Source organism: Sphingobium indicum BiD32 (assembly GCF_000382885.1).
Classification (GTDB): Bacteria; Pseudomonadota; Alphaproteobacteria; order Sphingomonadales; family Sphingomonadaceae; genus Sphingobium; species Sphingobium japonicum_C.
In genome coordinates this window covers 46,130-59,892 of the sequence record NZ_CAVK010000250.1, presented here as the reverse complement: position 1 = coordinate 59,892, position 13,763 = coordinate 46,130, and the positions used below count along the sequence as shown (strand labels likewise).

General features: G+C 61.5%; 19 protein-coding genes and 1 tRNA gene. 11 read left to right on the top strand and 9 right to left on the bottom strand.

Annotated elements, in window-relative coordinates; all coding sequences use genetic code 11:
* The first annotated feature begins 9 nt into the window (after positions 1 to 9).
* The gene (locus tag EBBID32_RS24710) at positions 10 to 174 is read left to right on the top strand and encodes a hypothetical protein (RefSeq protein ID WP_006967443.1); all 165 of its coding nucleotides are present in this window, start codon (positions 10 to 12) and stop codon (positions 172 to 174) included.
* Entirely contained in the window at positions 171 to 956 is a 786-nt protein-coding gene (locus EBBID32_RS22120) for a hypothetical protein (protein ID WP_006967441.1), read from the top strand. The genes EBBID32_RS24710 and EBBID32_RS22120 overlap by 4 nt, the downstream gene beginning before the upstream one ends.
* Before the next feature lie 21 nt (positions 957 to 977).
* On the opposite strand, the gene EBBID32_RS22115 is transcribed toward EBBID32_RS22120, so the two are convergent.
* On the bottom strand, positions 978 to 1,265 hold the full coding sequence (locus EBBID32_RS22115) for a hypothetical protein (protein WP_006967438.1): 288 nt from the start codon (positions 1,263 to 1,265) through the stop codon (positions 978 to 980).
* A 78-nt stretch (positions 1,266 to 1,343) separates the two neighbouring features.
* Between EBBID32_RS22115 and EBBID32_RS22110 the strand changes: the two genes are divergently transcribed.
* Positions 1,344 to 1,988, top strand: a complete 645-nt coding sequence (locus tag EBBID32_RS22110; protein WP_006967435.1) for an SOS response-associated peptidase — start codon at positions 1,344 to 1,346, stop codon at positions 1,986 to 1,988.
* A 198-nt stretch (positions 1,989 to 2,186) separates the two neighbouring features.
* Positions 2,187 to 2,924, top strand: coding sequence for a hypothetical protein (locus EBBID32_RS22105; protein WP_006967434.1), 738 nt, complete (start codon positions 2,187 to 2,189; stop codon positions 2,922 to 2,924).
* Here the strand turns inward: EBBID32_RS22105 and EBBID32_RS22100 are convergent.
* The gene (locus EBBID32_RS22100) at positions 2,911 to 3,123 is read right to left on the bottom strand and encodes a hypothetical protein (RefSeq protein ID WP_037492455.1); all 213 of its coding nucleotides are present in this window, start codon (positions 3,121 to 3,123) and stop codon (positions 2,911 to 2,913) included. The two genes, EBBID32_RS22105 and EBBID32_RS22100, sit on opposite strands and share 14 nt — an antisense overlap.
* 400 nt (positions 3,124 to 3,523) lie before the next feature.
* Between EBBID32_RS22100 and EBBID32_RS22090 the strand changes: the two genes are divergently transcribed.
* The 3 genes from EBBID32_RS22090 to EBBID32_RS22080 all read left to right on the top strand — a co-directional run bounded on the left by EBBID32_RS22090 (position 3,524) and on the right by EBBID32_RS22080 (position 5,347).
* Positions 3,524 to 3,940: an HIRAN domain-containing protein gene (locus EBBID32_RS22090; protein ID WP_037492453.1), complete on the top strand. Its 417-nt coding sequence runs from the start codon at positions 3,524 to 3,526 to the stop codon at positions 3,938 to 3,940.
* Positions 3,941 to 4,037: 97 nt separating this feature from the next.
* Complete coding sequence (locus EBBID32_RS22085; protein ID WP_156022656.1) at positions 4,038 to 4,790, top strand: hypothetical protein; 753 nt, start codon at positions 4,038 to 4,040, stop codon at positions 4,788 to 4,790.
* Complete coding sequence (locus EBBID32_RS22080) at positions 4,787 to 5,347, top strand: hypothetical protein (RefSeq protein ID WP_006967426.1); 561 nt, start codon at positions 4,787 to 4,789, stop codon at positions 5,345 to 5,347. The genes EBBID32_RS22085 and EBBID32_RS22080 overlap by 4 nt, the downstream gene beginning before the upstream one ends.
* Here EBBID32_RS22080 and EBBID32_RS22075 read toward each other — a convergent pair.
* From EBBID32_RS22075 to EBBID32_RS22055, 6 genes are all read right to left on the bottom strand, one after another.
* Positions 5,334 to 5,540: a DUF6961 family protein gene (locus EBBID32_RS22075; RefSeq protein WP_006967424.1), complete on the bottom strand. Its 207-nt coding sequence runs from the start codon at positions 5,538 to 5,540 to the stop codon at positions 5,334 to 5,336. The two genes, EBBID32_RS22080 and EBBID32_RS22075, sit on opposite strands and share 14 nt — an antisense overlap.
* A gap of 1 nt (position 5,541) precedes the next feature.
* Complete coding sequence (locus tag EBBID32_RS22070) at positions 5,542 to 5,790, bottom strand: hypothetical protein (protein WP_037492452.1); 249 nt, start codon at positions 5,788 to 5,790, stop codon at positions 5,542 to 5,544.
* On the bottom strand, positions 5,787 to 6,008 hold the full coding sequence (locus EBBID32_RS22065; protein WP_006967421.1) for a hypothetical protein: 222 nt from the start codon (positions 6,006 to 6,008) through the stop codon (positions 5,787 to 5,789). Before EBBID32_RS22065 ends, EBBID32_RS22070 begins: the two co-directional genes overlap by 4 nt.
* Positions 6,009 to 6,038: 30 nt before the next feature.
* Positions 6,039 to 6,233 (bottom strand): helix-turn-helix transcriptional regulator, encoded by a 195-nt coding sequence (locus EBBID32_RS23870; RefSeq protein ID WP_081628161.1) that lies wholly within the window; start codon positions 6,231 to 6,233, stop codon positions 6,039 to 6,041.
* Positions 6,230 to 7,513 (bottom strand): tyrosine-type recombinase/integrase, encoded by a 1,284-nt coding sequence (locus EBBID32_RS22060; RefSeq protein WP_037492451.1) that lies wholly within the window; start codon positions 7,511 to 7,513, stop codon positions 6,230 to 6,232. Before EBBID32_RS22060 ends, EBBID32_RS23870 begins: the two co-directional genes overlap by 4 nt.
* 158 nt (positions 7,514 to 7,671) lie before the next feature.
* A tRNA-Ser gene (locus EBBID32_RS22055) sits at positions 7,672 to 7,761 on the bottom strand.
* Between the two features lie 148 nt (positions 7,762 to 7,909).
* Here EBBID32_RS22055 and hspQ point away from each other — a divergent pair.
* The 4 genes from hspQ (at position 7,910) to EBBID32_RS22035 (ending at position 11,298) form a co-directional block, all read left to right on the top strand.
* A complete protein-coding gene (gene hspQ / locus EBBID32_RS22050) occupies positions 7,910 to 8,281 on the top strand; it encodes a heat shock protein HspQ (protein ID WP_006967417.1) in 372 nt (123 codons plus the stop codon).
* Positions 8,238 to 8,987 (top strand): GDSL-type esterase/lipase family protein, encoded by a 750-nt coding sequence (locus EBBID32_RS22045; RefSeq protein ID WP_006967416.1) that lies wholly within the window; start codon positions 8,238 to 8,240, stop codon positions 8,985 to 8,987. Before hspQ ends, EBBID32_RS22045 begins: the two co-directional genes overlap by 44 nt.
* A 95-nt stretch (positions 8,988 to 9,082) precedes the next feature.
* Complete coding sequence (locus EBBID32_RS22040) at positions 9,083 to 11,044, top strand: OPT family oligopeptide transporter (protein ID WP_006967415.1); 1,962 nt, start codon at positions 9,083 to 9,085, stop codon at positions 11,042 to 11,044.
* Between the two features lie 71 nt (positions 11,045 to 11,115).
* The gene (locus EBBID32_RS22035; RefSeq protein WP_006967413.1) at positions 11,116 to 11,298 is read left to right on the top strand and encodes a DUF3606 domain-containing protein; all 183 of its coding nucleotides are present in this window, start codon (positions 11,116 to 11,118) and stop codon (positions 11,296 to 11,298) included.
* Positions 11,299 to 11,359: 61 nt separating this feature from the next.
* Here the strand turns inward: EBBID32_RS22035 and EBBID32_RS22030 are convergent, their stop codons facing one another.
* Positions 11,360 to 13,690 carry a TonB-dependent receptor plug domain-containing protein gene (locus EBBID32_RS22030; RefSeq protein WP_006967411.1) on the bottom strand — a complete coding sequence of 777 codons (2,331 nt, stop codon included), beginning with the start codon at positions 13,688 to 13,690 and terminating at the stop codon, positions 11,360 to 11,362.
* Positions 13,691 to 13,763 lie beyond the last annotated feature (73 nt).

Genomic DNA, 13,763 nt, shown 5'->3' with positions numbered 1-13,763 from the left:
GAGGGCAAGATGCAGATCGAATATGGGCAGCTTTACACCAACGCCAGCGGCGATGTGCGTGAGGTGCTGGCGGTGGCGGGTGATGTGGTCGACTATCTCGAACAGACAGGCGAAGATCCGCAGCAGGGCCAGTGTTCGGCGGCGGAATTCGCAACATGGACCAGTGCGGAATGACCATCGCGGCCTCCCTGTCCCGCGCGCTGGCGGCGCTCAGGCCGGGCGACACGTTTGTGCTGCCGGACGGGGACATCATCGGCAATATCGTCCTGCCACGCGCATTGTCCGGGGCGAAAGGCAGGCCGATCATGATCCGGGGAGGAGAGCGCACGCGCATCATCGCCCAGGACAACCGGAAGGCGGCGCTCGGGGGTGGCGGGTGCAAATGGCTGTGGCTGCGCGGTATCGCCACGGTCGGCGGGCTGAACGGGTTTCAGTTCAGCCAGAATGGCGATGCGTATGACCCGGCCAGCATGATCGAGCAGATCTATCTGACCGATTGCCATGCCGCCGATCCGGTCGATGACTGTTTCAAATTCAATGGCGGTCGCGAGGCGCATATGAACCTGTGTTCTGGGCGCGGCGGTCGTGACCAGATTGTGGACTTCCTCGGCATCCAGCGCGGGAGTATCCGGCGATCGGCGTTCGGGGGCGCGACCTGTGCTATCACCTGCAAGGGCGGCACACAGGCGATCGAGATCAGGGCCAATGATATCCGCGCGTGTGTCGATGGCATCCACTACGGCGAACGCACCGCCCCGCGCTGGCAGGCACCATGGACCGAGCGCAGCGCTGAGCGCATCACCATCGTCAATAATGACATAGCGGTCACCGGCAACCCGATCGCTCTGGCGAAGGGTGCGGATGCGGACGTGGCGCAGCTGCTGCGCGACAACAGGTTGACGACGACGAAGCGCGCCAAGGGGCAGATGGCGCGGCTGGTCGAAGTCTATGGCTGACCAACGGCTATCCGTGCCAGACTAATCCTTCACTTTGCCAATTTCATGCGCGATATATTCAAACAGCCGCCGCTCGGCAGAATTCCTCGCCCCGCGATCGATCGCGATTTTCAGCAGTCTGTCGACCCAGTCGACGGGGAGGACGACAGGAACGTCCGGCTCCAGTTCGATACGGATTATGCCCCTTTCTTCGGGATAGGCTTCGCCCAGCAGCCCTTCTCTGAAAAGGTGAGCGATAGAATAGGCTTCGGTGGGTAGCGTCCATTGCCGCACGATGAAGGGATCGTAGATGATGGTCGCCTTGCTCATAAGAACGTAATGAGAACATAGACACGAGTCGGGTCAAGCGCGTTGACAGGCGGGCGGTCGCAAACCACCTTCGCATGCATGTGCAATCGGGCTGAACGGGGCGACACGCAAAAGGTGCTGAAGCTGTTCGGCGCGCAGCTGGGCGCGCGGTTCAATGAGGGGCCGTTGCAGGTGCATCCCAAATCGCCGGGCAGCGTCGTGCGCATGGGCGACGATGGTCTGGTGCTGGAGCAGATGACATGGGGCTTTCCCGTTTCCCTGCGGGGTAAGGCGGGGCAGCCGCTTAAGCCAAAGCCCGTCAACAATGCCCGTTTCGACAAGCTGGGGTCGTTCTGGAAGCGATGGGCGGCCGAGCCGCGCCAGCGATGCCTGATCCCTACGGCGCGCTTTGCGGAGGCCGTGGGCGAACCGGGCCGCATGACCGAAACATGGCTGTCGGTGAAGAAACAGCCGATCTTCGCCTGGGCGGGCCTGTGGACACAGAGCGACGAATGGGGCGCGGTCTATACCGGGGTCATGACCGACAATGCGCCGGAGCTTGCCCATATCCATGATCGATCGCCCGTGATCCTCGATCCGCAGGATTGGGACGCATGGCTGACCGCACCGCTTGCCGATCTGTATCGGTTCGACCGGCCCTATCCGGCGGACCGGCTGGAGGTCGATGCAACCGACGCGCCATGGTTTCGCAAGAAAGGCACGGACGGTCCGGCGCTGGTCTGATCACTCCCTCGCCCACGTCGCGCCAAACGATCATTTTAAAGACACGTCCGCATCGATATCGGCCTTCCGATATCGCGAGCGGGGGTGCCGTGCTGTAACACGGCAACCGACGGACTAGCATCCGTCACTAGCGGCTCGCGTAGCCGCATCGCCCCCGCACCTGCGCAACAGGCGGGGTTCTTGTGAGACCTTCCCCTTATGGAGTTATTAACGGGCCAGACGCCTTTCGGCGTCGCAGGCGAGGATACCGGCTATCTGTTCAACCTCGATCTGCCGAACAATCGAGACGCGATCGGCTTTGGCAACGCCGCCTTCAGCGTCGCAATTATCGATCGCGACATCGCCAACCGGATCATCAAGGCGAACCACTACAGCAGGCGCGTCTATTCCGCCTCCACGCTTCACCTCGGCGTCTTCATAGGCGTGGAGATGGTCGGCGTTCTGCAATACGGCTTCGCCATGAACCCGGCCAGCGCTGATAGCGTGGTCGCAGGCACCGGCATGTCCGAATATCTCGAACTGAACCGAATGTGGCTTTCCGACGCCGCGCCGCGAAACAGCGAGAGCAAGGCGCTTGCCTTCTCGATCCGGTTGATCCGGCGCATCCGCCCACCCGTGAAATGGATACAGTCGTTCGCTGATCAGCGCTGCGGCCTATTCGGCACCGTTTATCAGGCGGCTGGCTTCACCTTCCACGGCGAGCATCTAGGAATCTTCTGGGAACTGGACGGCGATTTCTATCACAACAGCCTCGTCACCAATTCGAAAAGCAAAGGGCCGCGCGCTCAAACGATCAGAGCCGGACTTGACCGGGCGACCCGGCACAAGCTGCGCCAGTTCCGCTATCTGCGGTTCCTCAAGCCCCGGTTCGCCAAGGGGTGCAGATATCCGGTGCTGCCGTTCCCGAAGCCGGACTATGGTGTCAGCGTCGATTGAGGCGGGCGTTCCGAAGCTCACCAGCAAATGTGGCCAAACGGCCCACATCTCTGGCTTCGGCTGGCCTAGAGTTGCTCTGCAACTCCGTCTCCATCTCGTAGAGGCTTTGCGTCAGCGCGTCGGGCAAAATGATGTCCGGCGCGCTGCTAACTAGCGCCCGGATGATTGCCCGCAGGGCTGCTTGGGCGCTGTCATCCATGATGATTCTCCTATTTCGAACGGATCGTTATCTTACCTTGCAGTTCCCGCCAACCAGAGGCACTGCATCAGAGCGGCCCGTCCATCGGACGAGCGCGGTTCCCCCGCGTGCGAGGACGGTGCGACCCCGTCGGGCCGCTCCACCTTTTCCGCTGGCCAAAACCACCTGCGCTTAGCATCGCGGCAGCGCTTAGCCTCTTCCGCTCGCTCCTTATCGTCAGCCCAATCGAACGCCATAGTCACCTCGCATGTTTTGAGGCGGCACTATGCAGCCACCGTCCGACCATCGGAGGACGGTTCCGGTGGCTGCGACATCCACACGACCTCAATCGTCGCTGGCTACCGGTTCGCGCTTGACATCACCTCTTGTGGGATTTCCGGTCGGGCCATATCTCTAGCCCATGGCCCGACCAGCCCAATCGATCGCCGTCATGGGCGCGGATTACCCGAACAAGCGCGGCCCGGCTCGGCGCTTCGAGATGGCGCTATGCCTGCCAGGGGAGCGTGTGCATCTGCGGCGCGAGCCTAATAACCCGGCTGACAGTCGCGCCATCGCCGTATATTCTGAACGCAATGTCCAGCTGGGCTATGTGCCTGCCGAACAGGCACAATGGATCGGCAGCCTCCTGCCGACCGTTCGCGCGATATTCCAACGTGCCGACACGTTCGGCCCCGTGATCCGCGTCACTTTCGATGGAAGCGAGCCGGTGCTGCCAGTCATCAAGCCAAAGCCCGAGCGCCCGCCTCACGGTGGCGATTGCGGGGTGGATGACGACTGGCCACCGCGTGAGCCGAGGGATGACTTCGGGGGGATTTAGCGCGATGTTCGGGGGCCGCAACCGCCCTCGGAGCGTTCATCCGTAATTGACCTGTTCATGCTTTGCATATACGCGAGCCAATATGGGGATGTGAGCGATGGCCGACCAATACGTCTTTCACATTAGCGAAAGCTACACCCCCGCGACCATACCTATGGAACGCCTAGCTGAGTATATGGGCGCGCTTGCCAAGCTGCTTGGCGAAACAGCGAACGTTCATTTTTCAGATGTATTCAATGCTTCGACCGCGCTGCGGGCGAATGTTGACAGCCCTGCACAACCCAAGGTGTTTGCTCGCGTTTCAGCGATCAGGGCTGGAGATGCGCCGGTCGATGCGGTTCGGGCCTTCGAAGTAATTGACGAAATGCTTCGGAAGGATAACGCCTACGGCACCCTGACAGAGGGCGACGGAGGAGTCGAAGGCGCGGTTATCATTCCTTTTCCAGGAAAGCGGCGTCCCCCGGAGCCTGCGTTTGGCCCCTTTAAGAAGGAGGGAACGCTGGACGGCGAAGTCTATCGGATAGGCGGCAAGGATGAGACAAAACATGTCGGCATCCGCGACGGCAAGCGCGAATATAATCTCGTCACGAGTGAGGCCGTCGCTCTAGAGCTGCGGCATCATGCCTTTAGCGGGCAGATCCGCTTTCATGGCACCGGGACATGGTATCGTCATGCTGATGGCGAATGGGAATTGCGAACCTTCAAAGTTAAAGACTTTGATGTGCTGGATGACGCCCCACTGAGCGAAGTGATTGATCGATTGCGGAAAGTGCCGAGCGACTTACGGGCGCTTTCTTCGCCAGTAAGCCAGCTTCTTGATGACCGAAGCGGTATGGAGAGCAGGCATTGAAGGTCGCCATCGATGCCACTGTTTTGGCATACTTTTTTGATGCCGAGGCCGCCCCGCCGCTCGATGCTTCGGGGGTTCCCGTTGCACTGTGCCGTGAGCGTATAACCCTGCTTATTAGCGAGCTTCAGAAAGCCAAGGCGACCATAATCATTCCTGCCCCGGCGTTGTCCGAGATACTCGTTTATGCTGGCGATGCCGCACCCAACTGGCTTAGCGTGCTATCGAACACAAAATACTGCCGCATTGCCGATTTCGATCAGTTGGCAGCGGTCGAGTGCGCGGTCATGGCGAAGAAGCGGATCGAAGCCGGACCAAGGCGCGAAGGCTACACGAAACGAAAAGTGAAGTTCGATGAGCAGATCGTGGCTATAGCGCTGGTCGAGCAGGCCGACGAAATTCTGTCAGACGACAGTGATATTAGGGCGCTCGCAGGTGATAGGATGTTGGTCCGGGGGATCGGCGAGTTGCCCGTCCCCGCACAAGATCTTCAAATCTCAATCGACTGGAACGCGGCCGGAGATCGCCCCTCGCAGGATCTTGATATCACTGCCGACTAAGCGGCCGCCCGCTCCGATAGTCCATCAACTGGTCGACCTTGGCGGCGATAGCCTGCCAGGTCTGCACTCCTTCCTGATCCCCGCCGGTCGCCAGCTCGGCGACGCGCAGGGCGCAATGCAGCGGGGCCTTGGCCTTGTGCTGTTTGATCACCTGCTGCGCGCAGGCCCATATCTCCCAATCGGTCAGGGGCATGTCACTGCACGAAGAGTATTCCATCAGGCGGATCGCGCTGAATGATCGTCCGGCCACCGTTCAATTCGTCCACGCACTCGCTGATGGCCATCCAATTGGCGGCCTTCCCTTGGTCGCGGCTATCCATGGCTTCCTGAAGCGCGCCCAGAAGGAAATTCCCGACATACTCCCCATATTGCTCCATGTAGGCAATCGCGAGCAGGTAGCGGTCCTTCAAGGGTATCGAAGTTGGGGAATCGAGGGCGCTCATTGGCTCTGCCATTCGGCCTCGGCATCATCCAGCGCTTCGAAGGCATCCCCCTCGGCACCGGCCTCGTGCAGCTTCTTGCGCAGGTCGTCCGGGGACATGGCCGCCCGGAACTTGGGATCGGCCTTCGCGGACTTCGCCAGCGGCCCGATCCAGTCATCACGCTTGGTCTGTTTGAGCAGCCACGCGCCGAACGTCTCGCCATGTTCGTTTTCCTGCATTATCGGTTCCCTGCGATTCGCCCGACTATATCATGTTTTGGGGTCCGGACGTTGCGCCTGTCGCCACGCCCGGACCTCGGCCTCGTCCCAGCGGCTAGAGAAGCCTCCAGGCTTATACTGGACCGGGAAATTCCCTTGCTTAAGCAATTTGTAGATCATCGTTTTGCTGAGGCCGGTGATCTCGCAAACTTCTTTTAGGCGTATGAGACGATCAGGCGTTGTCACCTGCGCGGGCCGTCGAGTAGCGCGCCAGCTGGCGGTAATCCCTCCATCAACATATCTGCCCAATCCTGCGCCAGCGCCCGCCGACGCGCCATGTGTTGCGCTCGATTGTAGGCGGCTTCAACCTTGTCCTTAGGGACATGGGCCAGCATCATGTCGATAATCGCGCGGTCGGGCCGGTGCCGCTCGTTCATGATCGTGCTGAACGCAGCGCGCCAGCCGTGCGGAACATGCCTCCCGTGATAGCCTACCCGATTATACAGATAGCCGATCGCGTTTTCACTGAGGGGCCGATGTGCGTGCCGCTGGCCGGGAAACACCAGCTTGCCGCGTCCGGTGAGGCGGCGGACCTGCCGCAGAACATCCACGGCTTGGTGCGAAAGAGGCACCACATGATCGAAAGCCTCCTCGTCCTTGCGGTCAAGTATCAGTTTCATACGGGCGGCTGGCACGCGCCAGATCGGAAGCATCGGGCCGATGAAATCGCCCGTCCAGTCGATCTCCTCGAACTCTGCCCACTCGACACCCCGCACGACGGCGGGGCGAACGCTCGTCAACGCCAGCAGGCGCGACGCCAGCTTGGTCACGGGTGTAGCGCCTGAAGCCTCAGCGGCGAGGAGAACGCCGCGCAGATCGTCCAGCCGGGTCAGGGCTGGCTGCTTTCCTTTTTTCGGAAGTGGCTTCAGCGCCTTCATCACAATGGCAGCCGGGTCGTAGGTGGCGACGCCTTCCGATATGGCATAGGAAAACACAGCGGATATGCGCTGCCTCATGCGGCGGGCGGTCTCGATCGATCCGCGCGCCTCGATCTTACGCAAGGTGGCCAGAACCGTCGGGGCATCAATCTCATCCATCGCGAGCGGACCAAGGTCGGGGAACACGTCACGGTCTAGGCTGGTGATCACATCTTTGGCGTGCACAGGTGCCCATCGCGGCGCTTGCACTTCATGCCATGTCCGGGCGAACTGCTCGAAGGTCATCTTTTGGGCGCGCGCGATCCGCTCCGCCTCCTTGGCCTCCTTTGACTTCTTGCGCGCCCCGGACGGATCGTCATGCTCGCGCAACTGTCGGCGCGCCTCGTCCCGCTTCTGCCGGGCCTTGGATAGGGGTACATCGGGGTACGGCCCAAAGGTCAGGAGCTTTTCCTTGCCTTGAAACCGGAACTTCATTCGCCACGATCGCAGGCCCGTCGGGGCGACATAGAGATATAGCCCGCCAGAATCGGCGAGCTTATATGGCTTGTCCTTCGGCGCTGCATTTCGCGCCATAGCGTCCGTGAGCATTTGATACCCCTACCTTGCTAGTCGTACCCCACATGATGCCCCCAAATACCCCGCGCTTAGACGCGGTCCCGTGAGAGAACATGAGAGAGAACATAGCAGGAAGACGCATGGAAATCAGCCCCTTTGAGAGGGTATGATATTAGTTGAATAGGGGTAATTGGCGGAGAGGCAGGGATTCGAACCCTGGGTACCGTCACCGGCACGCCGCATTTCGAGTGCGGTGCATTCGACCACTCTGCCACCTCTCCGCAGAAGGCCGGGACATGCGGCTTTTCGCACAGGAAAAGCCCGTCTCGACCGGGTCGAGCGCGGCCATTAGCGAATGATTCCCGCCTTGCCAAGCAGCCTTGTCGGTATTTTTCTTGTGTGGCGGGCGAAGGCTCCTAAATTGGTCATATGAGAGACACGATTCAGATTTTCGGTGCCGGTATCAATGCCCCGCCGATCGTCCATGCCCATTTCAGCATCGGCGATGTCGTCAAGCATCGCCTGTTCGGCTTTCGCGGCGTCGTGTTCGACATTGATCCGGTGTTCGCCAATAGCGAGGAATGGTATGACGCCATTCCCGAACATGCCCGGCCGGACAAGGAACAGCCCTTCTACCATCTGCTCGCCGAAAATGGCGAATCCAGCTATGTCGCCTATGTCAGCCAGCAGAATCTAATTGCCGACGACAGCGATGAACCGGTCGATCACCCCGCCATCACCGGCATGTTCGGTGCCTATGCGGACGGCAAATATCGCCTGCGCCCGCTCCATCGCCATTAAGGCCGCCACTGCTCTGCTGCTGGCGTTCGCGCTGCCCGGCACGGGCGGCGCACAGGCGCAGGACCGGCCGCCCAATGCCGACCCGGCCTTCCCCTTCGCGCGGGAGATCGAGGCCTTTGCCAAGGCCAATGCTGCCAGCCCCCCGATCGAAGGCGCCACCCTGTTCCTGGGCAGTTCCAGCATTCGCCTGTGGAACATAGCGGGTAGCTTTGCCGACATCCCCACCCTCAAACGCGGCTTTGGCGGGGCCAGCACGCCCGATGTGCTGCGCCACTATCGCCGCCTGTTGCCGCCGATCCAGCCGCGCACGATCGTCGTCTATGTCGGCGAAAATGATCTGGCCGCAGGCACCAGCCCGGATGAGGTCGCCGACGACATCCTGACCCTGCTCAAGCGCCTGCGCGCCGACTATCCGCGCGCGCCGATCGCCTTCCTCTCCCTGAAGCCCAGCCCGATCCGCTGGACGCTGTGGCCCAAAATGGCGGCGGTCAATCAGGCGATCGCCGATCGCGCCGGGGCCGATCGCTTCACCTATCTCGATGTCGGCCAGGTGCTGCTGGCGCGGGACGGCCTGCCCGACGCCTCGCTCTTTCGTCCCGACGGGCTGCATATGAATCCACAGGGCTATCAGCGCTGGACGCAGTTGATCGACAACTGGCTCGATCAGGTCGCGCCTGCGGCGAATGCGGCAAGAAAGGCCAGCTGAGTCACCCGATCGCACTTTCCGATTGATCCACAGCCAAGCAACATTATTACAAGTTCGAGCGACAAGCGCCAAAGCCAAGGGGATAGTGGGTGACAATGGAGAAGGCACAGGCCAGCGCGATGGCCGAACTGACGCTGCGCGGGGTCATCCTCGGCGCGCTCATCACCCTCATCTTCACGGCGGCGAACGTCTATCTGGGCCTCAAGATCGGGCTTACCTTCGCCACCTCGATTCCCGCCGCGGTCATTTCCATGGCGGTATTGCGGCTGTTTGCCACCGGCACGATCCTGGAAAACAACATCGTCCAGACCATCGCGTCGGCCGCAGGCACATTGTCCGCCATCATCTTCGTGCTGCCGGGCCTCGTCATCATCGGCTGGTGGCAGGGCTTTCCCTATTGGCTGAGCGCCTGCACCATCGCGCTGGGCGGCATATTGGGAGTCATGTATTCCGTCCCGCTGCGCCGCGCGCTCGTCACCGGATCGGACCTGCCCTATCCCGAAGGCGTCGCTGCCGCCGAAGTGCTCAAAGTCGGTGCCGGGTCGCGGCTGGGCGAGGAAGAGAATAAGCGCGGCCTGTCCGCCATCCTGCTGAGCGCGCTGGCCGCCGCCGCCTTCTCCATCGTCGCCAAGACCAAGCTGCTGGCCGAAGAAGCCGCCACCTTCTTCAAATTCGGCACCGGCGCGACCAGCATGTCGACCAGCTTTTCCATGGCCCTGATCGGCGTCGGTCATCTGGTCGGCCTGTCGGTCGGCGTCGCCATGTTCGTAGGCCTGCTGATCAGCTGGGTCGGCATCGTCCCCTATCTGACGACGCCCGTTCCGGCTGGCGCGGACCTGGCGGACCTCGTCGGCACGACTTTCCGCATGAAGGCGCGCTTCATCGGCGCGGGGACGATCGGCGTCGCGGCGATCTGGACCCTGCTCAAAATCCTTGGCCCCATCATCAGCGGCATCCGCTCCGCCCTTGTCGCCAACGCGACGCGCAAGGCGGGCAATGCCGGGCTGCTGGAACTGACCGAGCGTGACCTGCCGATCGGCATTGTCGGCGGCACCATCATCGCGTCGATGCTGCCCATCGGCGTCCTGCTGTGGATCTTTGCGCAGGGTGGCCCGATCGCCGCCAACCCCATTCCAGTGATCGCGCTGACTTTGGCCTATGTGCTGGTCGCGGGCATCGTCATCGCCTCGGTCTGCGGCTATATGGCGGGCCTGATCGGCGCGTCGAACAGCCCGATTTCGGGCGTCGGCATCCTGGCCGTGCTGGGTGCGTCGCTGATGCTGGCGGCGATCTACGGATCGGGCGGCGACCCGGATCGTGCCCAGGCTCTGGTCGCCTATGCCCTGTTCACCACCGCCATCGTGTTCGGCATCGCCACCATTTCCAACGACAATCTGCAGGACCTGAAAACCGGCCAGCTGGTCGGCGCAACCCCGTGGAAGCAGCAGATCGCGCTGATCCTGGGCGTGCTGTTCGGCGCGCTGGTCATCCCGCCGGTGCTGGACCTCCTCAACAGCGCCTTCGGTTTTGCGGGCGCTCCGGGTGCCGGACCCAACGCCCTGCCCGCGCCACAGGCCGCGCTCATCTCCGCGCTGGCCAAGGGCGTGCTGGGCGGCGATCTTGACTGGGGGTTGATCGGCATCGGCGCCGGCATCGGCGCGGTCGTGGTGCTGGTGGACGAATTGCTGGGCAAGGCGGGCAAGCTGCGCCTGCCCCCGCTCGCCGTGGGCATGGGCATCTACCTGCCGATGGCGCTGACCCTGCTGATCCCGGTCGGCGCGGTCATCGGCCATCTCTATAATCGCTGGGCACTGCGCCAGTCGCACCCCGAATTTGCCGAGCGCATGGGCGTGCTGATGGCCACCGGCTTCATCGTGGGCGAAAGCCTGTTCGGCGTCGCCTTTGCAGGGATAGTGGCGGCGACCGACAGCGACGCGCCGCTGGCGCTGGTCGGGGAAAGCCACTGGGCCGTCCCCCTCTCCATCCTCATCTTCGCGCTCGTGATCGGCGGCCTCTATGCCAAATTGCGGCGCTGGGCGTCGGCACCCCTGTCCTAAAGGGAAGCAGAAAATCATCGCATTTTGTGCATTGCTGATGCTTTGAGAAGAATCAGCAGACGGGCGCAACGATGAACGACCACCAAAGCCGGGCAGGGCCGCCGGACGCCAGCCATGTCTGTCTGGATGATGCCGAAGCGATCGATTATTGGACCCGCCGGTTCGACGTGTCGCGCGAGGAACTGGAGGAAGCGGTCGAGACGGTCGGCGACAGTGTCGATGCTGTCGCTGCCTATCTCAACACCGCATCCTGACGCAAAAAGGGGGGCCGCGTCCGCCGCAGCCCCATCTTCTTGCCGTCCGGCAGACCCAGGATCAGAAGGCGTAGCGCGCCATGATCTGGAACACGGGCCCCGCCTTTTCGCTTTCCAGTTCATATTCGTCGAAATCGCGGTCGATCTGGTCGGCCAGATTGTCGAACTTGTTGAACGTCTCGCGCTTGGCGCCGTTCAGCAGGTTTGACCCGACCGCGCGGATCGTGAAGGTCTTGCCGATCCGCTTTTCCACGAAGATTTCGAGGTCCGCGCCATAGCGGGTGGTCACTTCCTCCGCGATCACCCGGCCATAGGCGCTGCCCTGTTTGCGATAGGTCGCACCGAATGCCGCGCCCGCCTGCGGGAAGTCCTGGATGAAGCCGAAATTATAGACATATTTCGACTGGTCGTTGAACCGGCGCTTGCCCAGAACATCGGTGATCTTGCTGTCGAGCAGCGAGAGATTGCCGAAAATGCCGGTGTTGGGCAGGCCGACAAAGCCCAGGTCGGTGGACAGGTCGAACTCCACGCCCCACACCTTGCCGTCGCCGACATTCATCGGCTGATAGACGAAGGTGCCTTCGCCTTCTGACCCTTCTTCACCGGTATTGGTCAGCTCAATCAGATCCTTGACGTCGCGATAGAATACATTGACGCCGAAAATGCCGCCCGATCCCATGCGATGTTCATAGCCGATGTCAAAGCCCCAGGCTGTTTCCGGGCCAAGCTGCGGATTGCCGAGCAGGTCGCTGTCGCCCACTTCCTCTTCCAGCACGGCTGGCGTCAGATAGTTGAATTCCGGGCGGCGCAGCGTGCGCGCAACCGAACCGATGATCCGATCATGGTCGGTCAGTGAATATTTGAACGACGCGGACGGCAGGAAGGCGTCATAGTCGCTTTCCTGATCGGCGATGGCCGCGGCGACGGTGAAGTCGCTGATGCGGACCTTCGTATGCTCGTAGCGCAGACCTGCTTCCCATTTCAGGTTGCCGCTGTCACCTTCGACCAGAGCAAAGGCGTCGCGACGCTTTTCCTTGATACGGTTGTCGCCGCCGTCGATCGCTTCGACTTTGTCAAAAGCGGTGGCAAGATCGGTGGGGTTCTGGCTGAACTGGTCCCACACGAAGCTGCCGGTGCCTTCCTGTTCGGCCTCGAAGATGCCGGTGCGGCGATTCTTGTCCTGATAGAAGCCACCGAACATGAATTTCACGCTGTCATTGAGCGGAACCTCATGCTCCAACTTGACCGAAAATTCCCGGTCCTTGATCGCTGTGCTGGTGAGAGCACCTTCAAATTCCGGCTCATCCCCTTCATCGACGTCGAAGCCGATCTCATATTCGGTTTCATTCCGGTCCTCGATAAACTGAGCATAACCCACGCGCACCGACGTCTTGCCCGCCGCCCATTGCTGCGTCAGCTTGCCATCGACCGAGAAATTCTCCTGGTCGATCTTTGCGACATTGGCATTGTCGCTCAGCAGATTGCCGATCGGCACCGGGCCGGTGGTGGCGGTGGGATCATCATATTCAAAGCTGCGTTCGGTCTCCGTCCGGTCGGTTTTTACATAAAAGCCATTGAGCTTGAAATTGGTGTCGCCCGCGTCGATTTCATAGCTGCCGTTAAAGCTGTAATCCTTGCCGTCGCGGGTGTCGCTCTGATCCTCGCGATTGTCGAAATCGTCGGTCGCATAATCGGCGTTGTTTTCGGGCGAATCGCCATAGCGCAGGCTCTTCTTCTGCTTGGGGTTATGACGCCCCTGCAAATTCGCGCCCAGCAGCAGGCGGCCCGGACCGACCTGACCGCCCCAGACCAGACCCAGGCTCGGCTCGATTTCCTTGTCATCATAATAAAGCCCGCCCGCGCGGACATAGCCGCCGTTCAGCTCATAACCGTCGCGCAGATTGATGTTGAGCGTCCCCGCGACCGCATCGCCGGTGCGGCGGGCGGAGGAGGAGCGGACGATTTCGACGCTGGAGATCAGTTCGGCGGGGATGCGATCGAGGAAGAAGCTGCGATCGGCGCTGGCGCCCGGCACGCGCTCGCCATTGATCAATATCTGGGTGTAACCGGGCGGCAGGCCGCGCAGGCGCGGCGCATCGCTTTCTATGACGTCGGACAGGAAGGTGACGGACGGCACCCGCTTGAGCGCATCACCGGCGGTCAGCGGCTCGAAGCGCTGGAAATATTCGGTGCCATATTTCAACACGGGTTCGGGCGTGTCGGTGCGGTCGCGATAGCCGATCCCGGCGATGACGACGATGTCCGCCGCCTGGGTAATCGGCCCGTCCGTCTTGGCGATGTCATCGGCGGCGGCAGGCGCCTGCGCACCGGCGGGCGCCGACACCAGTGCAAGCGAAGCACAACCCAGCATCAGCCACTTATTCGCGACCATATATTCCCCCTGTTATTTAACAGATACATTGACCAGTGGGCTATCTCTTGTATCTAGCCCGGCATAATGGGCC